Origin of the sequence: Streptomyces sp. NBC_00178 (genome assembly GCF_036206005.1) — a bacterium.
Taxonomy (GTDB): Bacteria; Actinomycetota; Actinomycetes; order Streptomycetales; family Streptomycetaceae; genus Streptomyces.
In genome coordinates this window covers 689,454-712,465 of the sequence record NZ_CP108143.1, presented here as the reverse complement: position 1 = coordinate 712,465, position 23,012 = coordinate 689,454, and the positions used below count along the sequence as shown (strand labels likewise).

Sequence of the window (23,012 nt, the reverse complement as noted above, 5' to 3'; positions counted from 1 at the left end):
GGGGAACGGTGTGGGTCAGAACTGCCAGTCTCCCCGCGTCCGTCGGCGGTCGTCGCGGATCCGCTGCTGTCGGTCTCGGCGGCGGACGAAGTCCCCCGGTCCGTCATCGCCTTCCAGCACACGCCCGACCACAAGACCGACGACACCAAGCCCCAGCACGAGCAGGAACGCCCAGAAGTCACCGAAGTACGCGGCGAAACCCAGCGCCATTCCGGCCATCAAGCCGACCACGGCTCTACTCATCACATGCTCCTTCGCTCGAACGGCGGTCCACTTCCTTCCACCGGACCGGCTGCCGCTCTTCCCCCTTCGTCCTCGTGATGGGGCCGGCTTCGCGTCGCCCCCTGCGATGTCGTCTTCTGTTCCAGGCCGCCTCGGCTCCGGAGCGAAGACCACGTCTTCCGCATCGCACGGTGACATCGTGATGCCGTCGAAACGATCTTTAGTGATGCCGTCGCCGGAGAGCGAGTGAATCCTCCGACGAGAAATCCTGCACCTCTATCTGAATTGTATTCGAAGTATTCAGTATGGTTATGAGTAGCGTATTCTGCCCACGAGCTTGGCGGCGACCGGTCGCCGTAGGGCATCAAAACCCTGCGGGCGGGGACGCAGGGTTTTGAGACCCGCGACCGACTCCGACTGCTTGCACCGCGGTGTGCAACCGCTCCGAGTTGTGCGCGGGAAGGACGTTGGCCGGCTGTCCAAGGGCGGCGGGTCGGGGATCAAGAACCTTTCGAGCGGGATCGCCGGTACAACGGATCGCCGCAAGGCCAGGTTGCTGATCTCACGACACACCTCTCTACCGTCAACGGGGCACGGGCGTCGCAGAGCATCGACGAAAGGGCTGACATGAGCGCCGGAGAGAAGGCGAAGGCCACGACCGAGCAGGTTGTCGGGAAGGCTGTGAGGAAGTTGGCCCAGGCGATGGGCAAAAACACCACCGCAGCCAAGGGGGCCGCTCTGGAGGCACGGGGGAAGGCCCGGGCGACCAAGGAGGGCGCGAAGGATCGCTTCCGCCACTGAGCGCCGCCCGGGGGGTGCCCCTATGTGCTTGGCCAAGTGAGCGGGTGTGCATCGGGTCGGCGCATTGCCCACGAGCACCTCTGGATCAGTGCCGCGTCAGGCAATGTTCGCGACGTTTGTCGCTGACCCTGAGCCGACGGAAGGTGACGCGGCACGGTGCATCGAAGTCGAGCGCTGAGGGCGCCATCCCTTTGCGAACCTGCACGCTCCGAGCGCCGAATCGGTGGCGCGTTCGGTCTGCGGTCCGGTTCGCATCATGACGACGTTGCGGTGCGCATCGCGACGGCGTCAAAGTATGTGCGATCGGGGCGCCGATGAGAAACGGCGTCGGCAGTCGTCTGAGTACGGTCCGGTGAATCGCGGAGCATGCATCAAGGGAGAGCACCTAGATGAGACCACTTCGATACTCGATCAACGTCACCCTCGACGGCTGCTGCCATCACGAGGCAGGGCTCCCCCCGGACGAGGAGTCGATGCGCTACTGGACCGCTGAGATGGAGCGAGCCGATGCCCTGCTGTTCGGCCGGGTGACCTACGAGATGATGGAGTCGGCGTGGCGGAAGCCGACCACGGGCACGTGGCCTGACTGGATGGGTGAGTGGCAGATCCCGTTCGCCGAGAGCATCGACCGGGCGAAGAAGTACGTCGTGTCGAGCACGCTGAGCGGGGTCGATTGGAATGCCGACCTGGTGCGAGGCGACTTGGGGCAAGCGGTTCAGCGGCTCAAGCAGGAGTCGGGCGAGGGCCTGTGGGTGGGTGGCGTGACGCTTCCCAGAGCGTTGGCGGAGCTGGGACTGATCGACGAGTACGAGTTCCTTGTTCAGCCGGTCCTTGCCGGACACGGGCCGACGTTGCTCGCCGGTCTGCGTGAGCGCATCCAGCTCGAGCCCGTGGACCGCCATGAGTTCCGGTCGGGTGCGGTAGCCCAGCGATACCGGCCCACGCGAGTTACGGCTTGACGTGAGTTGTCCTGGCACGTTGGCCGCCCCTCGCGACGGAACGACGGTGATCATGGTGCGGTGTCGCGGAGCCACAAGATGAGCGAGGCCAGGTGGAGTCCCGTCTGGTAGCGGACGGCGAGCTTGTCGAAGCGGGTCGCGATCCCACGGAACTGCTTGAGACGGTTGAAGCAGCGCTCGACCACGTTGCGGCCCTTGTGCTGCTCTTCGTCGAAGGCGGTGGCCGGCCGCCGCGGGTGCTGCGCCGCTTGCGATGGGCCACCTGGTCGGACCGTTCGGGGATCGTGGCCCGCATGCCGCGTCGCCGCAGGCTGGCCCGGATGGCCCGAGAGGAATACGCCTTGTCGGCCAGCACCTGGTCGGGACGGCGTCGGGGCCTGCCAACCGTGGTGCGGGGCACCTTGACGGCGCCCAGCACCGCGTCGAACATCGTGGAGTCGTTCACGTTCCCGGCCGTCACGACCAACGACAGGGGCGGGCCACGGCCATCCACCGCCAGGTGAACGCGGCATGGACGGATCTGACGAATGCGGAGTGGACCGGCTGGAGTCGTTCCTGCCTCCTGGTGGGGCCCCGCGGGGGGCGGTGGAGTGATCACCGTCGGGTGATCAACGGGGTTCTCTACCGGGTCCGGACGGGCGTGCAGTGAGGGATCTGCCGGAGCGGGCCGCTCCCTGCGGAGCGCGACAGGGATCCGTGCGTTACGCGGCCCAGTGGCCCGGTCGCTGCAACGCCGCTGGGATCCGGGTCGCCTGGTCGCCTCGAGCGGCATTGAGCTGGGGCTGGGTGAGAAACAGGGCTCCCGTAAGGTCTGCCCCGCACAGGTTTGCGTCCCGAAGGTCCGCGCCGATGAAGTCCGCGTCGCGCAGGTCCGCCCCGGAGAGGTCGGCGGCGATCAGGTAGGCGCCGCGCATACTGGCGCCGCGCAGTTTGGCGGTCGCCATGTGCTTGCCCATAAGGTCGGCGTTCCGGTGGTCCCTCTTCTTGCCGGGCACCGAGGCGCGGGCGAGTTCACTGGCCCGCAGCAGCAGCGGGTTCACTTCGGCGCGCAACGCCATCACGTCGATGGCGAGCAGCGACTGGGCCGTGTCGCGCGTCATCGCGTCGAGCCTGTCGTGGGCGCGGCGCAGATCGCGGCGGAGCGGCCGGGCGGCGTGGAGATCCAGGGCCTCCGCGATGTAGCGCAGCAGTTCGTGCAGGTTCCGCATCACCGGGAAAACCTCGTACATCGTGCGGGCCGCCTCTGGCTCCTCGCGCCAGCTGCGCCCTCTGAAGGTCACCTGCGAGACTTTCTGCCCGGCCCCGAAGCAGTCGAAGACCGTACAGCCGTTGTAACCGTTGCCGCGCAGTTGCTCGTGAATGCCGCAGCTGAAGTCCTGTCGAAGGTTTCCGCACGGGGCGGCAGCGGCCTTGTCCGCGGCGAAGTCAGCCGAGCGGGCGAAGGGCAGCGCCACGCAGCACAGACCGAAGCAGTGCGCGCAGTCGGCCTGCAGGTCGGGGTCGGCGGCGTGCGCGGTGTGCCGGGTCAAGACGAATCTCCTGGAGAGGCGCGGTGCCGAACCATATCCATGGCCCCCCTGGGCTCTAGGTGCACGCGTGGGAAAGGCAGCTACCCATCGTAGAGCGGTTCTATCGATCTTGAGTGCGATGTGTTCGAATGTGGGGTTCGCGATGGGTGATTCCGGCCCCCGGCCATGCACGAAGTCAGGGTCCCTGGTGCAGTCCGGAGTTGTTGAGGACAACGAACCTGCATCAGGAGACCCTGTTGACCTTGTTGTACGCGGTCGAGGCCACGGAGTTCAACTCGGTTGCCGTGTCGTGCGATTGTCTCGCTCATCGGTTCGGGACGCGGGAGACGGGCTGGGCCGGCCCTGGGTCTACGACACGGATCTGTCCGATGTGGTCGACGCTCAGGTCCCAGACGATCGTGCCTTTCGCGTCGGCCAGGGACTGGAGCCGGGTGGGATCGGCACGTCGCTGAAACCGCGCGACGCCAGTCATGAATGGCTTCATCGCCCTAGACCTCGGGGGCGGGCGCGCTGCGGTGAGGCCGATCGTAGCGACCCTTGTGCCGAACCTCGTCGACTTCGTCGGCGAAGCGGTGGTTCAAGCGCTGCGTTGGTCGTGGGTGTTCTGGCGGAGTTGGTCGGTGTGCTGGGTCAGGGCGTCGATGCGTTCGGCGAGGCCGCTGTCCTCGGGTTGCAAGTGGGGTCGGAAGCCGGTCAAGGGTTGCACGAGGCGGGCGGCATCGCTGTCGGCGAGGGCCAGATTCAGGTCGCCGACCGCTTCTGCGGCGCTGTCGGGGAGGTTGGTGAGGGCGGTGATCTGTGCGGCGAGGCGGCGGAGGTCGGCGGCGTTGTCGCGGGCCCAGACGGTGACGGTGCGGTCGGCGGCGCGGGTGTCACGGGTGGCCTGGACGCGTTCCTCTCCCGTGCTCCCGGCCGCGCCGGGCCGCAGCCTCAGGTAGCGGCGTTCGGCAGCCTGGCGGCTGGCGACCCCGAGAGGCCCGGCGAGCTCGGCCCAGCTTGCGCCCTGTCCGCGGGCGGTCTCGATCAGTGCGCTCTCCCAGCCGGCGAGCTCCTCGCGGACCTTGCGCAGCATCAGCAGCGCGGCCAGTGCAGGGTGCGGGCCGGAGTCGGTTGGGTGCGGCGTCGCGGCTGTGGGTGTCTGTGCGGGGGAAGTCTGTGCGTCCCGCACGGACTGGTCGATGGCCTCCAGTGCGGCTGCGGCGGCGGGGAAGGGGACTGGTGAGGTCGGTGGGGTGGCTTCGGTCATGGGGACCTCCGTCGCTTCGTCATCCTTTTGATGACGTCTTGCTTGTCATCGCTTGGATGACATGTTACAACGGATGCACGTTGAAGCGCATTGGCAGTTTCTGCCTGAACCAACTGGAGGTGTTTCGCGATGTTGATGCGCACTGACCCGTTCCGCGAGATGGACCGGATCGTCCAGCAGCTGTCGGGTACGTCCGGGACCTGGTCGAAGCCGTCCGTCATGCCGATGGACGCCTACCGTGAGGGCGACGACTACGTGATCGCTTTCGATCTCCCCGGTGTGAGCACCGAGGCGATCGATATCGACGTCGAGCGGAACATGCTGACTGTGAAGGCGGAACGCCGACCGGTCGCGAAGGCCGACACGGTGAAGGTGGAACTCTCCGAGCGCCCCCTCGGTGTCTTCTCCCGGCAGATCGTCCTGGCCGACTCCCTGGACACCGAGCGCATCCATGCCGACTACGACGCAGGTGTCCTGACCCTGCGCATCCCGATCGCGGAGCGTGCCAAGCCCCGCAAGATCGCCATCGGCGAAGGCGCCACCCGCCGGCAGATCTCTACCTGAACCGGCTCTGCTCAGGGCGCCCGAACGTGACCATCGGGCGCCCTGCCCAGCACTTCTGCGCGCGTACGCGCGTGAGTCCTTCCGCAAGCTCGGCCGCCCGGCCCACGGCGCGCGCTCTGCACGGGACGCGCATGCCCCGACCCGCGAACCATCCCTCTGGGCAGCCCGCTGGTCAGGGCAGGGGCTGCAGCCTGGCCTGCCGCCCCTCAATGACATTCCGGTGGGGCGGCCGAAGCCTCCTGCGGGTCCGACACGGCGCGCTCACCCCCATGACCAGTCCAGCGGCTGCCGCTTGGTCCTCGCTGAGCGGCAGCCCCAGCCGAGAAAGGCCCTGTGCCCATGCGCTCCATGCGTGAACGGAACTGCACCGCATCGGGTATGACGTTCGATCAGATACTGGAGAGGATCAGGTACGAGGGCGCGTACCCCACACGCGAGCGAGCCGAGGCCGTGACACACGCTGTGCTGGCAGGTCTCGGCCGTCAGCTCACGAGAGACACACGCGCCGACCTTGCCGCCTGCCTTCCTGCCGAGGCCGCCCTTACTCTCACGGCACAGAACCCCGACGCCGACTCGCTCACCGGCTGGGAATTCGTCAAGGACCTCGCCACCCGCACCGGCGGCACACCCGCCACCGCGCGCTGGGACGCCGGAGCTGTCCTGGCGGCCGTTACCCGCATCGCGGGCCCCGGCCTCGTGGACGACGTCCTCGCACAGCTTCCGCCTGGTTACGCCCTGCTGTTCGGCCGAGCAGAACTCATTCAGGCAGCCTGAACAGCACCGCAGCTGCGCGACTTCCCGAGCGGTGTCGCCGGATGCGGGGCCGAATGGTCGACGGGAACACGCGGGTAGGGCCGGAACCGGCCTGCTCGAAAGAGCTCGGACCGGCACCGCCGACTGGTGGTGCCGGTCCGAGCTGTCTCCGTTTCGCCGGTTCAGTGCCGGCGAGGTGTCGTGGGATCAGGACGGCAGCGACCACTGCTGGGCCGCAGTGCTGTTGCAGTCGAATATCTGGAGCTGGGTGCCGTCCCGGTCACTGGATTCGGGGATATCCAGGCAACGGCCGGACTGCGGGTTCACCAGTGCCTTGGTGGAGGCGTTGTAGGTCCACTTCTGGTTCGGTCCCCCGTGGCAGGACCAGAGGACCACCGAAGCATGGTTCTCGGTACCGCCACTGATATCCGCACACTTGCCGAGGCCCCGCAGGTTGCCGTCGGGCGTCAGGGCGAACTGCTGAGCGGCGGAGTTGTTGCACGACCATGTCTGTATTCTCGTTCCGTCGGCCGAGGAACCCTGGTCGACGTCCAGGCACTTTCCGGCGATGCCGGACCTCACCGGACCGGTGGGCAGCGGCTGCGGGCCCGGCGGCTTGGGGCCGCCGTTGCCACCGTAGGACGGGGGAGCGGAGGACGGAGCGGTGGCCCAGCCTGTGTTCGCGCTGGTGCCGAGGTCGAGGTTCAGGGTGCCGCCGTCGCTCACGAACGACGGCGGAAGGTAGGCGTTGTTCCAGGTGGAGCCGTTGAGTGTGGCGCTCTGGACGTACGGCGCGTCGGTCGCGGCCTTCGGGGCGTTGACGACCATCTTCTTGCCGTTGCCGAGAGTGATCGTGACGTTGGTGAACAGAGGGCTGCCCAGAGCCAGGTCGGCCGTGCCAGGTGTCTGGGGATAGAACCCCATGGCCGACCAGACGTACCAGGCGCTCATCGTGCCCAGGTCGTCATTGCCCACCCCCCAGTTGGCTGGCGAGTTGTTCCACAGTTCGTTCTGCACCTGGCGGACGATCCGCTGGGTCTTCCAGGGCTGCCCGATGTAGGTGTACTCCCAGGGCAGTGCGATGGACGGTTCGTTGCGCATGTCGGCGTGCGAGCCGCCGGCCCCCCCGGATGTCCGACAACACGTTGTCCAGGTAGGCAGCCATCTTCGCATTGCCGCCCATGGCGTCAGCCAGTCCACGAACGTTGTGGGGCACCGCGCCCGTGTACTGCCAGGAGGTACCCTCCACGAACTGGTCACTACTCGTGGGACTGAAGCCCGGCCGCCAGGCACCGTCAGCGAGCTTCGGCTGCATGAAGCCGCTCGCGGGGTTGAAGACGTTGCGCCAGTCCTGTGCCCGGTTGGCGAACTGGTCCCGCGTGGTCGTGTCACCCAGGGCCCCGGCGAACGCGGCAGTCGCGAAGTCCTGCGCGCTGTACTCCAGCAGGGTCGCCACCGAACCGTAGAAGTCGCGTGGGTACGTGCCGTCCGAGGGCAGGTACCCGTGCTTGGTCTGGAGGTCGAGACCCATCCGGATGGGGTTCGACGTGGTGCCCTGACTGACCATCGCGTTCTTGGCGGCCGCGGTGTCGAAGGCGCGTGCGCCGAAGGCGTGGTAGTCCGCGATGACGGCCGGACCGGGGTCACCGTTCATGACCTGCGTCTCGGCCGAGTTCAGTGACCACTTGGGCAGGAACCCGCCCTGCGCGTAGTCGTTGACCAGGGACTGGGCGCTGTCGCTCGCCTGCTGGGGTGCGACGAGCGCGTGGAGTTGCGCCTGGGTCCGGTAGATGTCCCAGCCGGAGTAGGTGCCGTACTGGGCCTTCTGGTTGCCGCTGACGGTGTGCACCTTCTTGTCGAAGCCCCAGTACTTCCCGTCGCTGTCGCTCAGCAGGTTCGGATGCAGTAACGAGTGGTACAGGGCGGTGTAGAACACCTCCTGCTGGGCCGTCGTCCCTCCGGCGACCGCAACCTTGCCCAGCAGGGCGTTCCACGATGTGTGGGTGGCATCGCGGGTCGCGTCGAAGTTCCAGCCGGAGTTCTCATCCGTCCGGTTCCCCTTGGCCCCGCTGACGGACACGTACGACAGCCCGACCTTCGCATGGACCACCCGGTTGCCCGTCGTGTCGAACGTGACCGAGTTACCGCCGTTGAACGTCCCGTTGCTGGTCATCGGCCGGTCGAAGACCATGTTGAAGTGGACGGTGTAGGTCGGGCTCGAGGCGCAGAAGAAGCCGTTGGTGAGCGACCCGCTGACCTCGGTGCTGCTCACCCGGTCGAAGCGGATGTTGCTGCCCTTGCCCGACCCCATCTTGAACAGCAGGTTCGCCTGAGTGGTCGCGGGGAACGTGAAACGTGCCATCCCGGAGCGGAGCGTGGCTGTCAGTTCGGTCTTGACGCCGTTGTCGAGCGCGACCGAGTACGCCCCAGCGTCCGCCGACTCGTTGGCGTGCGAGAAGCCCACCGTCGCGTTGCCGTCGATTGCGCCCGTGGTGGGAAGGATCGGGATGTCACCGAGGGCGCCGCATCCGGGGCCGGACAGATGATTCAGGCTAAAGCCCGTGACAACGTTGTCGGAGTACGCGTAGAAGCCGCCGGGTGGACGCGACGGCGTGTCGGGGCTCCACTGCACCATCCCGAACGGGGCGTCGGCGCCCGGGAAGGTGTTGCCCTCGTTCGAGGTGCCCAGGAGCGGGTTGACCAGCGACGCGGGATCGGACGCCGGCGCCGCCTCGGCAACGGTGACCGGTGCGGTGAACCCCAGGAATATGAGGCAGAACGTCAGGGGGATGCGCCATCGTTTCATCGCTGCGGCTCCATGGTGTTGTGATGGAAGGACGGTGCGGGGCCCGGGCGGACGTGGGTGGCCGGTGACGACCGGCCGGTCGGGTCGGCCGGGGCGCCGTCGGTACGGGCTGGTCGGCTCTCCGAAGCCCGGCCGATGCGACCCGGACTCGTGCGAGCGCTGGATCGATCCGGCGGGCCGCGCGGAAGCGGACGCCGGGGGAGGAAGCCCGCGCCGCCACGGGGAGGAGCGCGGTGGGCCGACTTCCTGTGTCGCCGCCCAGGTCCCGATGCTCTGTCCACTAGGAGGTCACACCGTCGGTGTGACCGTCGCTGTCGGATCGAAGTGCGTTCGGGGGCGAGAGAGGCCGACCGGTACGGTCGGCCACTTCGTGTTCGTGACAAGCGTCCCCCCGACGGTGACGTCACAAGGTGAACCCGCCCCGCGAAAGCAATCACATCAGACCGCCATCCTGAAGGCCTGTCAATAAGCCGGGCTCGTCGATGTCCGATCCACCGGCACTGCCCAATACGTTGACGTGGGCATGATGCATGGCTACTTTCGGAGAGCGCTCTCTCCCTGTCGCAGGGCGCTCCTTCTCGTGACCAGACGTATGGGAGCCTTCCCCATGAAGCCAGTGCGTTCCATGTCTGCCGCCCTCTGCGCCGCTCTGACAACGTTGTCGACCCTTGCTGTCGGCGGACTGTCATCAGCCCCCGCCGCGGCGGCGTCCGCGGTCGTGTGCAACAAGTACTGCGACGCGCGGGATCCAGCGCTGAGTGCCCAGGACCGTGTCCCCGCCACGGCCACGGTCTCCGCGCGGTCGATCGCGCTGCACTTCAACGACGCCGACGCGATGGGTTGGGCATCCATCGACAACGGCGGTCCCAACGACCGTGTTTGGCTGGACCGGTCGCTGGACGGCGGCCTGACCTGGGCGGCTGGAAGCGCTCTCGGCGACACCTCGGTGCCTGCCGGAGGGCGGGGCTGGCGCACACAGATGTACAACGTCGACGACTGGAACAATCAGGGCGTCGGAGCCCTTCGGGCCTGCGGCCAGCCGGCCGGAGGCCCCATCGCGTGCACGCCTTGGGCGCGTACCACCTGGAACGCGGGCAGCAGGAGCACGGCCGCGGCAACCGCCCTGATGATGTCGTTCGACCGGGGCAGCAAACTCTTCGGTGGCAACGGCTGGTGGACCGGCGCCAACGCGCTCACCGCGATCATCGACAACATCCGGATCAGCGGCATGAACAGCTATGCCTACGCCATCGCCGAGACGTACGAGAAGAACGTCAACGCGCAAGGAGGGCAGTTCCGCAACGAGTACCTCGACGATACCGGGTGGTGGGGCCTGGCCTGGATCGCCGCTTACGACCTGACCGGCGACCGCAGGTACCTCGACACCGCCCGGGCGGACGCGGACCACATGTACGCGAACTGGAACAGCACATGCGGTGGCGGTGTCCGGTGGAGCACCAACGGCAACTACAAGAACGCCATAACCAACGAGCTGTTCCTTCATCTCACCTCGGCCCTGCACAACCGGATACCGGGTGACACCGCCTACCTGGAGCGGGCGAAGAGCGAATGGAACTGGTTCCAGCGCAGCGGCATGATCAACGCTGAGCGAATGATCAACGACGGTCTCACCGACTCCTGCGCCAACAACGGTCAACCCACTTGGACTTATAACCAGGGCGTCATCCTGGGCGCACTGACCGAGTTCCACAAGGCCACCGGTGACGCCGGCCTCCTGACGACGGCGCGCGGCCTGGCCGACGCCTCCACCGCCCGGCTCGAGGCCGGCGGCGTCCTGCGCGAACCAGGGGAGGGCGACAACTGCACGGGAGATGGCCCGAGCTTCAAGGGCGCCTACGTACGCGGCCTCGGCGTCCTCAACCGCCGGCTGTCGGACCGCCCTTACGCCGCGGCCCTCACCCGCTGGGCGAACAGCGCCTACGACCGCAACCGCAACCCGCTCGACCAATACGGCCCGCACTGGGCCGGAGGTAGCAGCACCACCGGCTACGGCTGCCAGCAGAGCGTTCTGGACGTGCTCAACGCAGCCACGCGCTGAGGACACGCGGGGCCGGACTCACGAGGCCGCCGGTTTCGTAGGGGGCGGCCCCGCCGGAGCCAGCTTGTGTGGCCGTCACCGGGTCGGTCGGCGGATGAGGAGCGGTGATGGTGCCGCCGTCCGACTTGGGCGGTGTGTCGCATCGGCCTTGGGCTCCCCTGTCCCGAGCGGGCACGCCGGGCCACGGGTCCACGAGCACGGGAACAGGCCGGGCTCCTGCGGCACCGTCTTCGGGTACCAACCGGAGGCTGCGGGCGTGAACAGCCGCGTGGCGAACTTGTTCCGTCGCCGGTGAGCAGCCTGGCCGGCAGCACGCCACGGGAAATAACCGGTGGGAGTGCCACACCGTTGGTTAATCTCACGCAGATGGAGATCCGAACGTTCGAGGAGCCTGATTGGCCGCAGGTCTGGCCGGTCGTCGAGCAGATCATCCGCAAAGGGGACACCTTCTGCTACGACCCGCTACAAACTGAGGTGCAGGCGCACGACTTGTGGGTGGTACCGCCGCCAGGGCACGTCGTGGTCGCTGTGGAGGACCAGCGCGTACTCGGCACCTCCAACATGTACGCCAACCGGCCAGGACCGGGTTCGCACATCGCCAGCGGAAACCTCATGGTCGCGCCAGAAGCGCGCGGTCGGGGTGTCGGCCAAGCATTGGGCGAGTATCTGCTGGACTGGGCGCGAAGCAGCGGATTCGCCGGCGTGCAGTTCAACGCTGTCGCGGCCTCCAACACACCGGCGGTCAGGCTGTATGAGCGTCTCGGGTTCGCCATGATCGGCACCGTTCCCGGCGCGTTCCGGCATCCAGTGCTGGGTCCGGTCGGCCTGCATGTCATGTACCACAACCTGGGCTCGTGACCACCACCAACCCGAGCCGTCCGCAGGTACCGCCAGGAACCAGGCGTCCGCATCGGAGCGCCGGAGGCGGTTGGCCGCAGGTCAACTCCGAAACGGCTCTTGGCCGTGCCTCAGGTCGGGGTTCGGGTCCCCGCGCCGTTGCGGGCACGGGTTCACCTGAAGCAACGGCACACCTATCCAGGCCCAGGTGGTCCGTGGTGCCTGGCCGGTACAACGGGGCGGTGTCGATGTCGGCCTGAGCGGCGCGGACTCGCCGGGTGATACCCGTGCCCGCCGACCGGCCTGGGCTGGGCTTGAGGGCCGTAGCCCAAGGGTCTGCGCGGTGTGCTCATAGCCGGTGACCGTACGCAGGTGCCGCGGAGCGCTGCGCGGGAGCGGACGGGCCGCTGCCGACACGGCGCCGGCCCTCTGCTGGCCTGCCCCCTGCCCCCTGCCCCCTGAGGCCGGGCTCGGGCCACGGCCAGTGCAGGTCTCCCGGACGGGCGGGCCCGGAGAAGCCGGGCAACCGTACGCGGTGACGTATCCCCTCCGGAGCACCTTGGGGCGGAGTCACACAGGAGGCGCCGCGGCAGGCCGCCGCGCGCTCGGACTCCGCGGCACGCCCCCAATCACTTGACCAAGCAACTTGTTATCGTCATTCTTGGATCATCGGGAAAGTAGTCTTTGGCGTCATATCCGGATGACCGGTCGTCAGGCGCAAAGGTGAACAGAGAAGGGAACTGACGTGAGTGTCGCCGAATCTGAATCCGTAGTGCGGGAGTTCTGGGAGAGCTTCGGTCCTACCTGTGATGAGGCGATCGCCACCTGCAAGCGGCTCGTCGCCGACAAGGTCGCCTGGGAATCGGTTCTCGCAGACGCCAACCCCGTCGGCACCCTCGAAGAACTGGTGAACGACCTCGAACGGGCTCGCCGTGACCTGGGCGCCGAGGGCTATCAGTTCGACGTCAAGTTCATCGCCACGCAGGGGGATGTCGTCCTCAGTCAACGCATCGAGAAGATATTGGCAAAGGACGGGAGCGTTCTGCTCGTATTCGACGTGATGGCTCTCACGCGCGTGGAGAACGGCAAGATCACCTGGAACCGCGACTACTTCTACAACACCCAGCCCGAGGAATGGGGTCGTGACCAGTAGGGCTCGTCCGACGTTCCCGCTTGCGCAGAACCGTATCTGCGCTTTTGGTGGTGTCGGTGCGGGCCGGCCGCCCGTAGGGCCGGCCCACGTCACAGTCGCCGATCGGACGGCGAGGTGGCTGCGTGTGATCTTGGCGGTCCGGCGAGCTGTGGCTCGTCCGAGTAGCCGCACCCCGGCTCGCTGACGGGTTCGGTATCTCCGTCGGCACCCGCACGCCTACGTGGCAGCCGTCGTCGGCATGCCGGCCGACGACGCGCCCGGCCTGCTGTGCACCCTGCGCGAGGCCGAACGTGACCACGTTCTGCTCGACGGCGCTCTGGCGGAGTGCGACCGGGTCGGCGACAGCCGGGCCGACCACTCCCACAAGCACCGCCCATGGGGTGAACGTGCAGGTGGTGACGGCTCCAGATGGTCGGCTGCTGCGGATCTCGCCTGCACTGCCCCGCCGCACGCATGACCTGACCGCGGCCCGTACGCACCGGATCATCAGTATCTGCGAGCGTCAGGGTGTTCCAGTCCTGGCCGACCGCGCCTACGCGGGAGCCGGACCGAGGGTGACGACGCCCCTCGGACGCCCACCGTGCCGTGGCCTCACGCCCACCCGACAGACCGTCAACCGCGTGCTGTCCGCGGCACTGGCTCCGGTCGGGCGTGGTGTCGCACGGCTGAAGTTGTGGCGGATCTTCCGCAAGGCCCGGTGCAGCCCGAATCGAATGTCGTCAATCGCTGCAGCCGTCCTCACCCTGAAGCGGCGACGCTGAACCCAAGGCACCGATTGTCGCGATGGGAGCCCGACGAGATCCAGGCCGCTGTTCGAGGCTCTGCTGCTGTGCGGTCGTGAGATCGACGGCAGGTCCGGGCTGTGGCGGTTCGGCCGAACCGTGGGCGTCAGCCGCCTCCGCCTCCGCCGCTGGTGTTGTCCGGACCGAGGTCATGCTCCCGGGTCTGGTTCGCGCCGGATCCCCAATGCTCGTAGCAGATGAGCCCCGCCCCGATGAGCAAGACGATCCCCGTAGCTATCAGCGATATCCATGCGCCGGCGTCCATGCTTGCGGATGTACCCACCGCTGTCAGTGCGAAGCCTCACCCGGGCCTCCATCGATCCGGAGCGGTTCAGCGGGCGTTGTCGACTTGGCTGACACGCCGGGTGCCTGAGGCGATTCTCTCCACATCGTGCGGACGGACCACTGCAACGAGGCGGCAGGGGCCCTGGCCCGCCGACCGGTGGTCCCGCCGCGCCGCTCGGCGGTCAGGAGCGCTACCTCGACAGGTCTTTACCGGAGGAGATCGGCGCCGACCCGCTCGCCTAGGTCGTCGCCTGGGCGCTGGAGCACCTTCATGAGCAGTTCGACGGGAGACCCTGGCGGCGCGGGCGTACGTGAGCCGTCGTGACCCCGGCGTCACTTGATCGTTCCACGTTGAAAAAGCGAACGAAGGGGAAGGCCGGCGTTGCGAGCCCCGGCCCCTGGCTCGGCAGGCCGGCGCAGGATCAGGGTCGGCGGATGGTGTAGCAGTTCCTTCGGGGCCCCGGTGCCATGGCACCGGGGCCCCTCCATGCGTTCCGCAAGAGAGGTACACCAAACCGCCCAGCACGCCGACCTCGGCCTGAAGCCCTGCGTGTCCGGTAGGAAACCGGCAGATGCCGAACCCGCCTGCCGGAAGTGCGCTCAAGGGCAGTTCCGCTGCGGTTGTCGTACTCGAAAGCATGCTCTCGTCTTCGGCGTGAGTGCTCCGTCCTGCCGTTGCCTCTTCGCGCAAGATGTCCATCGGCTGGTCAGGGCGGCGTCCGTGGAGCGGCTTCGACACAGTCAGGGCTTCGCCTGGGAACAAGGGGCAGCTTCCCTGCCGCGTGCCGCTCAGCTCGTGATGTGCCCTTCGGGGCGCCAGGCTGGGCAGGCCGTCATGTGCGACATCCCGGGCCGCGTAGCTCCAGCCCGCGAACATCGGCCGCGCTTCTGGGCTGTTGGGCAACAGGTGCGCCTACCCTGACACTCCGTTCTGACGGGTGAAGCGCTGGTGCGCTGACCTCTACCCGAGCGGTCGGCATCCCTGCGCGGTGAGGGTGCGCATCCTTCCTGCAACGCTGTGCTCGGGGCGGGCCGATATCTATGGCCACGGCGTGAGGGTTCGGTGCGCCGCGCTGGGAGTGTTCCTACCGCGGCGAAGGGAGTGGCATTTTTTCACCGTACGCGGACCATTACGGCATGCTACTGTCGATCTCGGTTGCAGTTGTGGTTCCCAAAACTTAAAGCTTCCGCGTAGGTATTTTCGACCAGCGGAAGCTTCATTGTATTTCCGGTTTCTCTCCGGGCGGGGCATCATCGCGGCGACGCGGCATCCGTGCATCACGGATTCCGACGTACCTGCCCCCCCAGAGGAGATATGACATGGCGTCAGGCACTGTGAAATGGTTCAACGCAGCCAAGGGTTTCGGCTTCATCGAGCAGGACGGCGGCGGCGCTGACGTGTTCGCCCACTTCTCGAACATCGCCGCCCAGGGCTTCCGTGAGCTGCTCGAAGGTCAGAAGGTCACCTTCGACATCGCACCGGGCCAGAAGGGCCCGACGGCCGAGAACATCGTTCCCTCCTGACGCTGACGCGTACTTCGTAGCCGGGATCCGCATCTTAGGCGTGCGGGCCCCAACTACGGGCATTCTCTGTGAGTGGTGCCATCTGCGGTGAAAACTTCCGCCCGCAGAGCCTTCTCGTTGCCCGATCCTTCCGAGTTCCGCCTGTTGGTGGAACTGGATGCCTCGCCGATATGGCGTCACTCATTCCGTGGTCGGCATCCCGTTCGGGGCACTCGAAGATCTCATTTTATTTCTCATTCCGCTCGGCCCGTTCTTGTGATTCCCTGCGCTGTTCTTCCGCTGCGAGAATTCCTTGATACGTGCCGTATCAAGGAAGGTTCTGAATGAACCCCACACGTACGAACAATCGTTCCTCCCGCAGCCGTGCCGCCGACCCCGGCCGGGGCGGTAGCCGCTTCAGCTCGACCGCCTCGACCCGTTCCGCTGCCCCGGCCCGTTCCGGCGGTTCGGGCCGCTCGGCCGGCAATGGGCGGCGGCGCGCCGCGGTTCAGGGCGAGTTCGCTCTGCCGCTCACGGTCACTCCCGCGCTGCCTGCCGTCGAGGCGTTCGCCGACCTCGACATGCCGGGGCAGTTGCTGGCGGCGCTGACCGCCCAGGGGGTGAGCGTCCCGTTCCCGATCCAGGGGGCGACCCTGCCCGACACCCTCGCGGGTCGCGACGCCCTGGGACGTGGGCGCACCGGCTCCGGAAAGACCCTCGCCTTCGGCCTGGCGCTGTTGGCCCGCACCGCCGGTCAGCGTGCCGAGCCCCGCCGGCCACTGGCCCTGGTCCTCGTGCCGACGCGTGAGCTGGCCCAGCAGGTGACCGACGCCCTGGCCCCATACGCCCGCTCGGTCAAGCTGCGCATGGCCACCGTCGTCGGCGGGATGCCGATCGGCCGGCAGGCCAACGCGCTGCGCGGTGGCGCCGAGGTCGTCGTGGCGACGCCTGGCCGGCTCAAGGACCTCATCGACCGCGGTGACTGCCGACTCGACCAGGTCGCGATCACCGTGCTGGACGAGGCCGACCAAATGGCTGACATGGGCTTCATGCCCCAAGTCACCGAACTTCTGGACCAAGTACGCCCCAAGGGGCAGAGGATGCTGTTCTCCGCCACCCTGGACCGTAACGTCGACCGCCTGGTCCGCCGGTACCTCAGCGACCCGGTCGTCCACTCCGTCGACCCCTCCGCCGGTGCGGTCACCACAATGGAGCACCACGTGCTCCACGTCCACGGCGCGGACAAGAACCGTACGACCACCGAGATCGCAGCCCGCGACGGCCGGGTGATCATGTTCCTTGACACCAAGCGGGCCGTGGACAAGCTCACCGACCACCTGCTGGCCAGCGGTGTGAGGGCCGCCGCTCTGCATGGCGGGAAGGCGCAGTCGCAGCGCACCCGGACCCTGACCCAGTTCAAGACGGGGCACGTCACCGTACTCGTGGCCACGAACGTCGCCGCCCGCGGCATCCACGTCGACAACCTCGACCTCGTCGTCAACGTGGACCCGCCGACCGACCACAAGGACTACCTGCACCGCGGCGGCCGAACCGCGCGGGCGGGGGAGTCCGGCAGCGTCGTCACCCTTGTCACCCCCAACCAGCGCCGGGACATGACCCGCCTCATGACCGCCGCCGGCATCGTGGCCCAGACGACCCAGGTCCGCTCCGGCGAAGAGGCACTCGGTCGCATCACCGGCGCCCAGGCCCCCTCAGGTATTCCTGTGACGATCACCGCGCCGGTGGTCGAGCGGCGCCGGCGCCGCGCGCCCTCACGCGGTCGGCGCAGCTCCGCCTCGGCGGCCGGGCGAGTGACCGCGCATCAGGCTTCCTTCGACGCCGCTGCCTGAGAACGTCGTGATCCGGAAGTTGACCCACCTGTGCAGGAGGCACCTATTGATGCTGGTCCAGATGCAGCCCCGCTCGACCGATGCCACAGCCGCAGGAAGGACGGTGGCCGACGCGATGGACACCGCCGGACCTCAGGTCTGTGACGACATGACCGTCGAGGCCCTGTCCGTCATGGCCAGTGCCCGTACCGGACATCTACTTGTCTGCGACGACGGCGGCCTGTGCACCGGGCTGGTCACCCGGTCCCGGCTCGCAGCGTTCCGTGACGGCTCCGCGTACTCGGACAGGGTCCGGCTGCGGGACATCCTCAGCGGCCGAGGGCCGTTCACCTCGCCCGTGACCACCATCGCCGAAGCCGGGCACATGATGCGCCACAGCGACGTCGATGCTCTGCCTGTGGTCGACGAATACGGCAGTGCCCTGGGCGTTCTCGCCCTCGCCCGCTGAGTCGCCTCGTCCGCGGTGGAACCGCTCCCTCTTCGTGCCTCTCCTTGTGAGGCACCGTGCGCTGTGTCATCGCCCGCTTCCCGTTCGACCTGACCAGGAGCGGCGTCCTCGAATCGATGAACGGCATCAAGCCCGAGCATGTTTCCGGCGAGCCGTGATCATCGGCCGACGCACCTGCCCCGACAAACAGGTCGGCCAGGGCGTCACACGCCAGGACCGCCGAGGCTCCAGCGCAGGAGAAGTCCTGCGGGCCATGACCCCCAACTCGGCTTACCTGCCGCACTCCAGTCCCGGCCACGGCACCCACCCGGGTTCTCAGCCCGTGCAGCAGGCTTCCGCGATGCTCGGCGTCCCTGTGGCTGCCTGACCGACGGACAGACGCGAGCCGCTGGTGCGCAGCGGTGCTGGCGGCCGCAGTGATCCTGGCCGGCGTTCTCGCTCCGGCCGCGCACGCGGACGGCGGACCGGGCGGCAGGATCTGCGACGGCACGGCGCTGACCAACACGGTCTGCGCCTCGGACGGCGCCGGCGCGCCCGGTGCGGACGGCAACGGTGCCCGGGCCGCGCCTGCCGGAGCTTCGGGAGGGCCTCGAATCCGAGCGTGACGTGCCGGTTCCGCGCAGTGGAGCCGTGCAGGACGGCATTGCGTACCAGTTCGTGCACGACGGCCGCAGCACCTTCCACGGGCCCGGGCCACTGCAAGATGGTGAGCCACAGGCAGCAGCGCACACGCGCGCGCTCTGAGCTGCTGCCGCGTCTGCGTTCACGCGTGGCGTGGGCAGCCTGCCCGACCACTCCGCCACCAGCGGAGCGACGTCGGCCGCCGTGTGCAGAGGGGACGGGCGCGGGGCCCGGCCTTTCGATGATCAGGTCACCAGGTCATTGCCCCCGGTGCGGGGTCCCCGGCTCTGCCATTCTGGACGGGTGCCGCCCACCTTCCGCACGCCGCAGGCCGTCACCCCCGACCCGCCTGACCCGGCGATGAGACCACTGATGACGCAGTCCTGGCAGGACCTCGCGTTCCTGCACTGGGCCGCCGACCCGGCCGACGTGGCGCCACTGCTCCCCGCGGGCACCGAACCGGACACGCTGGACGGCGTCACCTACGTCGGACTGGTCGCCTTCCGCATGTACCGCGTCGGATGGCTGCGCCTGCCCGGCATCCCCTACCTCGGCACGTTCCCCGAGACCAACGTCCGCCTCTACTCGCGGGACGCGCACGGCCGGCGCGGGGTGGTCTTCCGCTCCCTCGACGCCTCGCGCCTGATCCCCGTGGGCGTCGCCCGCGCGGGGTTCCGGCTCCCGTACGTCTGGTCCCGCATGGCGATCCGGCGCGACGGCGGCACCCTCACGTACACCAGCTCGCGGCTGGCCCCCGGCCCCAGGGGCGCCCACAGCCGGATCGTGGTGCGCACCGGCGACCGCATCCGCACCCCCAGCGCACTCGAACACTTCGTGACGGCCCGCTGGGGCATGCACAGCACCTTCCGCGGACGCACGATGTACCTCCCGAACGCCCATCCCCGCTGGCCCCTGCACCGTGCGCACCTCCTCGCGTGCGACGAGGACCTCGTAACGGCCGCGGGACTCCCCGCGCCCGCCGGGGAGCCGGAGAGCGTGTTGTACTCGCCCGGCGTCCGGGTGTGCTTCGGACGCCCGGCCCGCCCGTAGCGGACGCCGACGGCGCGGGACGGCTGCGCCCGGTGCCCGCGGCCGGGAGCCCTGCGGACGGGGCCCGGGACGGCTGCGCCCGGTGCCCGCGGCCGGGCCCGTACGCGATGACCGGTTCCGGCCGTCGGGGCCGCGCGGACCGTCCCGCACGGCTCGCCCGGCGTATGGGCAGGGTGTAGAAAGGGGGACATGGCCGGACGCGACGGCCGCCCGCGTTCGTTTCTCGGCATGAGAAGCCTCGCCGGTCAGGTCTTTCTCCTCCAAGTGGCGATCGTGGTGTTGCTCGTCGCAGCCGCCGTGGCCGCGCTCGTGCTGCAGTCCCGGGCGGACAGCGAGCGTGAGGCCCGCAACCGCTCGGTCGCCGTGGCCGAGACCTTCGCGAACTCCCCGGGCATGGAAGCGGCCCTGAAGAGCCCCGATCCCACCGCGGTGCTCCAGCCGAAGGCCGAAGCCGCGCGCAAGGCCTCCGGGGTCGACTTCATCGTCGTCCTGAACCGGGACGCCATCCGCTTCACCCACCCGCTGCCCGACCGGATCGGCAAGAAGTTCGTCGGCGAGGTGGGCCCCGCACTCGACGGCCGCGTCGTCACCGAGAAGCTCACCGGGACCATCGGGCCGCTGATCCAGGCGGTCGTCCCCGTGTCCGGCGCCGACGGCAAGGTGATCGGGCTGGTGTCCGCGGGAATCACCATCAAGAGCGTCAGCGGGGTGGCGGACAACCAGTTCCCCCTCCTCTTCGGCTCGGCAGCCGGGATCCTGCTGCTCACCATGGGCGGCACGGCGCTCGTCACGCGGCGCCTGAAGCGGCAGACCCACGGCCTCGGCCCCACCGAGATGACCCGGATGTACGAGCACCACGACGCGGTTCTGCACTCCGTGCGGGAGGGCGTCGTCATCGTCGGCGGCGACGGACGGCTGCTGCTGGCCAACGACGAGGCACGGAGACTCCTGGCGCTGCCCCCCGACCTCGACGGCCGACGTGTCACGGACCTCGGCCTCGACCAGGTCACCACCGGGCTGCTGGCCTCCGGACGCAGTGCGACCGACGAGGTGTACTCCGTCGGCGACAGGCTGCTCGCCGTCAGCCAGCGCGCCACCGACAGGGACGGAGGCCCGCCGGGCAGCGTGACGACCCTGCGCGACACGACCGAGCTGCAGGCCCTCACCGGCAAGGCCGCCATGGCGCGCGGACGGCTCAAGCTCCTCTACGACGCGGGCACCGAGATCGGCACCGCGCTCGACGTCATCCGGACGTGCGAGGAGCTGGCCGACTTCGCCACCGCGAGATTCGCCGACTACGCCACCGTCGACCTCGCCGAGGCGGTGCTGCGCGGCGAGGAGCCGACATCGGCCGGCGGGACCTCCGGCGGGCTGCGGCGGTCCGCCTTCAGCGGGCTCCGCGACGACACCGGACTCCACCCGCTGGGCTCGGTGGTCCGCTTCCTGCCGGACACCGAACTCGGGGCGGGTCTCCTCAGGGGCGAGGCGGTCCTCGTACCCGATCTGGCACAGCACACCGGCTGGCAGCAGCCCGATCCGGAGCGGGGCGCGCGGATCGTCGCCTGCGGCCTCCACTCACTGATCGCCGTCCCCATGCGGGCCAGGGGAGTGATCCTCGGAGTGGCGCTGTTCTGGCGGTCCGAGCGGCCCGAACCGTTCGAGGACGAGGACCTGTCGGTCGCCGAGGAACTGGTGGCCCGCGCCGCGGTGAGCATCGACAACGCGCGCCGCTACTCGCGCGAGCACAACGTCGCCGTCACCCTGCAGCGCAGCCTGCTGCCGCGCGGACTTCCGGACCAGACCGCCATCGACGCGGCCTACCGGTACCTGCCCGCTCAGGCCGGGCTGGGCGGGCTCGGCGGTGTCGGCGGCGACTGGTTCGACATCATCCCGCTGCCCGGCGCCCGGGTCGCGCTCGTGGTCGGCGACGTCGTGGGGCACGGCCTGCACGCGGCCGCCACGATGGGGCGCCTGCGTACGGCGGTCCACAACTTCTCCACCCTGGACCTGCCGCCGGACGAACTGCTGTGGCACCTGGACGAACTGGTCGCCCGGATCGACCAGGACGAGTCGGCCGACGGCTCCGAGGGCGGCGGCGTCACCGGTGCCACCTGCCTCTACGCGATCTACGACCCGGTGTCCGGGCGCTGCAGCATGGCGCGGGCCGGCCACCTCCAGCCCGTGGTCGTCAGCCCCGACGGCGACGCGCGGTTCGCCGACGTGCCCGGCGGGCCCCCGCTGGGACTGGGCGGGATGCCCTTCGAGACCCTCGACGTGCACCTCGCCGAGAACAGCCGGCTGGTGCTCTACACCGACGGCCTCGTCGAGGACCGGCACCGTGACATCGACGAAGGGCTGGAGATCCTGCGCTCCACGCTGGCCGGGCACCCCGGGCGGACCCCGGAGGAGACCTGCGAGGCCGTCCTGCGCACCCTCGTGCCCGCCCGCGCCCGCGACGATGTCGCCCTGCTGGTCGGCCGCACCCGCCGGATGGCCCCCGAGAACGTGGCGGAGTGGGAGGTGCCCTCCGACCCCTCGGCGGTCGCCCGGGTACGCGCCGACGTGTCGCGCAAGCTGAGTGAGTGGGGTCTGGCCGAGGAGGCCTTCACGACCGAGCTGATCTTCAGCGAGCTGGTCACCAACTCCATCCGCTACGCCACGGGCCCCATCGGCGTACGCCTGCTCCGCGACCGGACGCTGATCTGCGAGGTGTCCGACCGCAGCAGCACCTCCCCCCACCTGCGGCAGGCCGCCAGCATGGACGAAGGCGGCCGGGGGCTCTTCCTCGTCGCCCAGTTGGCGGAGCGCTGGGGCACCCGTTACACGGACGACGGGGGCAAGGTCATCTGGACGGAACAGCTTCTGCAGCCGTAGTGCCGGCGGCCGGACGGGTGCACACGGTCACACCGGTTCCCGCAGGCAGTGGAGATAGAGGTGCGGCTCGGGCACGGCTCCCGGATGGCCGGGGGTGAACACGGCGTCGTGCTCCTGCGTGAGGGTGAGTCCGGCGCCGGTGACGAGGGCCCTGCACTCCTCGGGTCCGAAACTGGTCACGCGCACCTCCTGGCCCATGAAGACGGCCTCCACCCCCTCGACGTCCAGCGGGATCGTGGCCAGCACCAGACGGCCGCCGGGCCGGAGCGCCCCGGCGAGCCGCCGGACCAGCGCACGCTGGTCCTCCCGTGACATCTGCAGGAGCGAGAAGTAGACGCACACCGCGTCGAAGGCGCCCTCGTCGAGCGGGACCTGGCGGATGTCCGCGTTGCGGAACGTTGCGCCCGGGACCCGGCGGGCCGCCAGGTCCACCATGACCGGGGACACGTCGACGCCCAGTACGTCGTGCCCGGCGGCCGCCAGCGTGTGGGCGGTCGGCCGGCCGGTGCCGCTGCCGACGTCCAGGATCCGGCCGCGCGGCGGGAGCTGGGCCAGCAGCGTCTCCAGCGAGGCGCGGTGGGCCTGTGAGCCGGCGAAGGCCGTCTCGTAGTCGGCACCGATGGCGTCGAACGCCTCGGCTGCGGGATGCCGCCGGTCTTCGGTCATGAGG

The 23,012-nt window shown here is 68.8% G+C and carries 18 protein-coding genes and 6 pseudogenes; 16 read left to right on the top strand and 8 right to left on the bottom strand.

The window, feature by feature from the left end; genetic code table 11:
* Positions 1-15 precede the first annotated feature (15 nt).
* Positions 16-243 carry a hypothetical protein gene (locus tag OHT61_RS02950; protein WP_329034779.1) on the bottom strand — a complete coding sequence of 76 codons (228 nt, stop codon included), beginning with the start codon at positions 241-243 and terminating at the stop codon, positions 16-18.
* A gap of 606 nt (positions 244-849) precedes the next feature.
* On the opposite strand from OHT61_RS02950, the gene OHT61_RS02945 reads away from it, so the two are divergent.
* Together OHT61_RS02945 and OHT61_RS02940 are read left to right on the top strand one after the other, a co-directional pair.
* Entirely contained in the window at positions 850-1,023 is a 174-nt protein-coding gene (locus OHT61_RS02945; RefSeq protein WP_329034777.1) for a hypothetical protein, read from the top strand.
* 389 nt (positions 1,024-1,412) lie between these two features.
* Positions 1,413-1,982 carry a dihydrofolate reductase family protein gene (locus OHT61_RS02940; RefSeq protein WP_329034775.1) on the top strand — a complete coding sequence of 190 codons (570 nt, stop codon included), beginning with the start codon at positions 1,413-1,415 and terminating at the stop codon, positions 1,980-1,982.
* Positions 1,983-2,032: 50 nt separating this feature from the next.
* Here OHT61_RS02940 and OHT61_RS02935 read toward each other — a convergent pair.
* A pseudogene (locus OHT61_RS02935) lies at positions 2,033-2,490 on the bottom strand (IS5 family transposase); the annotation flags it as partial.
* Between OHT61_RS02935 and OHT61_RS02930 the strand changes: the two are divergent.
* Positions 2,482-2,648 (top strand): annotated as a pseudogene (locus tag OHT61_RS02930) (transposase); the annotation flags it as partial. The pseudogenes OHT61_RS02935 and OHT61_RS02930 sit on opposite strands and share 9 nt — an antisense overlap.
* 35 nt (positions 2,649-2,683) lie before the next feature.
* Here the strand turns inward: OHT61_RS02930 and OHT61_RS02925 are convergent.
* The gene (locus OHT61_RS02925; RefSeq protein ID WP_329034773.1) at positions 2,684-3,511 is read right to left on the bottom strand and encodes a pentapeptide repeat-containing protein; all 828 of its coding nucleotides are present in this window, start codon (positions 3,509-3,511) and stop codon (positions 2,684-2,686) included.
* Positions 3,512-4,088: 577 nt separating this feature from the next.
* Positions 4,089-4,757, bottom strand: a complete 669-nt coding sequence (locus tag OHT61_RS02920) for an HSP18 transcriptional regulator (protein WP_329034771.1) — start codon at positions 4,755-4,757, stop codon at positions 4,089-4,091.
* 129 nt (positions 4,758-4,886) lie between these two features.
* Between OHT61_RS02920 and OHT61_RS02915 the strand changes: the two genes are divergently transcribed.
* Both OHT61_RS02915 and OHT61_RS02910 read left to right on the top strand, forming a co-directional pair.
* Positions 4,887-5,321 (top strand): Hsp20/alpha crystallin family protein, encoded by a 435-nt coding sequence (locus OHT61_RS02915; protein WP_329034769.1) that lies wholly within the window; start codon positions 4,887-4,889, stop codon positions 5,319-5,321.
* 339 nt (positions 5,322-5,660) lie between these two features.
* Positions 5,661-6,095 carry a DUF2267 domain-containing protein gene (locus OHT61_RS02910; RefSeq protein ID WP_329034768.1) on the top strand — a complete coding sequence of 145 codons (435 nt, stop codon included), beginning with the start codon at positions 5,661-5,663 and terminating at the stop codon, positions 6,093-6,095.
* Between the two features lie 186 nt (positions 6,096-6,281).
* On the opposite strand, the gene OHT61_RS02905 is transcribed toward OHT61_RS02910, so the two are convergent.
* Positions 6,282-7,130, bottom strand: a complete 849-nt coding sequence (locus OHT61_RS02905) for a glycoside hydrolase domain-containing protein (protein ID WP_329043068.1) — start codon at positions 7,128-7,130, stop codon at positions 6,282-6,284.
* Positions 7,039-8,880 carry a GH92 family glycosyl hydrolase gene (locus OHT61_RS02900; protein ID WP_329034767.1) on the bottom strand — a complete coding sequence of 614 codons (1,842 nt, stop codon included), beginning with the start codon at positions 8,878-8,880 and terminating at the stop codon, positions 7,039-7,041. Before OHT61_RS02900 ends, OHT61_RS02905 begins: the two co-directional genes overlap by 92 nt.
* Before the next feature lie 625 nt (positions 8,881-9,505).
* On the opposite strand from OHT61_RS02900, the gene OHT61_RS02895 reads away from it, so the two are divergent.
* Positions 9,506-10,939 carry a glycoside hydrolase family 76 protein gene (locus OHT61_RS02895; protein WP_329034766.1) on the top strand — a complete coding sequence of 478 codons (1,434 nt, stop codon included), beginning with the start codon at positions 9,506-9,508 and terminating at the stop codon, positions 10,937-10,939.
* A 136-nt stretch (positions 10,940-11,075) separates the two neighbouring features.
* Here OHT61_RS02895 and OHT61_RS02890 read toward each other — a convergent pair.
* A pseudogene (locus OHT61_RS02890) lies at positions 11,076-11,239 on the bottom strand (LacI family transcriptional regulator); the annotation flags it as partial.
* Positions 11,240-11,305: 66 nt separating this feature from the next.
* Here OHT61_RS02890 and OHT61_RS02885 point away from each other — a divergent pair.
* The 10 genes and pseudogenes from OHT61_RS02885 to OHT61_RS02840 all read left to right on the top strand — a co-directional run bounded on the left by OHT61_RS02885 (position 11,306) and on the right by OHT61_RS02840 (position 22,342).
* On the top strand, positions 11,306-11,797 hold the full coding sequence (locus tag OHT61_RS02885) for a GNAT family N-acetyltransferase (RefSeq protein WP_329034764.1): 492 nt from the start codon (positions 11,306-11,308) through the stop codon (positions 11,795-11,797).
* Between the two features lie 724 nt (positions 11,798-12,521).
* Positions 12,522-12,929: a limonene-1,2-epoxide hydrolase family protein gene (locus tag OHT61_RS02880; protein ID WP_329034763.1), complete on the top strand. Its 408-nt coding sequence runs from the start codon at positions 12,522-12,524 to the stop codon at positions 12,927-12,929.
* A 173-nt stretch (positions 12,930-13,102) separates the two neighbouring features.
* A pseudogene (locus OHT61_RS02875) lies at positions 13,103-13,690 on the top strand (transposase family protein); the annotation flags it as partial.
* A gap of 403 nt (positions 13,691-14,093) precedes the next feature.
* Positions 14,094-14,319, top strand: a pseudogene (locus OHT61_RS32460) (AraC family transcriptional regulator); the annotation flags it as partial.
* A gap of 997 nt (positions 14,320-15,316) precedes the next feature.
* Entirely contained in the window at positions 15,317-15,520 is a 204-nt protein-coding gene (locus OHT61_RS02865; protein WP_329034762.1) for a cold-shock protein, read from the top strand.
* Between the two features lie 323 nt (positions 15,521-15,843).
* A complete protein-coding gene (locus tag OHT61_RS02860) occupies positions 15,844-17,349 on the top strand; it encodes a DEAD/DEAH box helicase (protein WP_329034760.1) in 1,506 nt (501 codons plus the stop codon).
* 46 nt (positions 17,350-17,395) lie between these two features.
* On the top strand, positions 17,396-17,797 hold the full coding sequence (locus tag OHT61_RS02855) for a CBS domain-containing protein (RefSeq protein WP_329034757.1): 402 nt from the start codon (positions 17,396-17,398) through the stop codon (positions 17,795-17,797).
* A gap of 56 nt (positions 17,798-17,853) precedes the next feature.
* Positions 17,854-18,164: pseudogene (locus OHT61_RS02850) on the top strand (SCO5918 family protein).
* 614 nt (positions 18,165-18,778) lie between these two features.
* Positions 18,779-19,468: a YqjF family protein gene (locus OHT61_RS02845; protein ID WP_329043066.1), complete on the top strand. Its 690-nt coding sequence runs from the start codon at positions 18,779-18,781 to the stop codon at positions 19,466-19,468.
* Positions 19,469-19,657: 189 nt separating this feature from the next.
* Positions 19,658-22,342 (top strand): SpoIIE family protein phosphatase, encoded by a 2,685-nt coding sequence (locus OHT61_RS02840; protein WP_329034756.1) that lies wholly within the window; start codon positions 19,658-19,660, stop codon positions 22,340-22,342.
* Positions 22,343-22,369: 27 nt separating this feature from the next.
* On the opposite strand, the gene OHT61_RS02835 is transcribed toward OHT61_RS02840, so the two are convergent.
* On the bottom strand, positions 22,370-23,008 hold the full coding sequence (locus tag OHT61_RS02835; protein ID WP_329034754.1) for a class I SAM-dependent methyltransferase: 639 nt from the start codon (positions 23,006-23,008) through the stop codon (positions 22,370-22,372).
* Between the last annotated feature and the right edge of the window lie 4 nt (positions 23,009-23,012).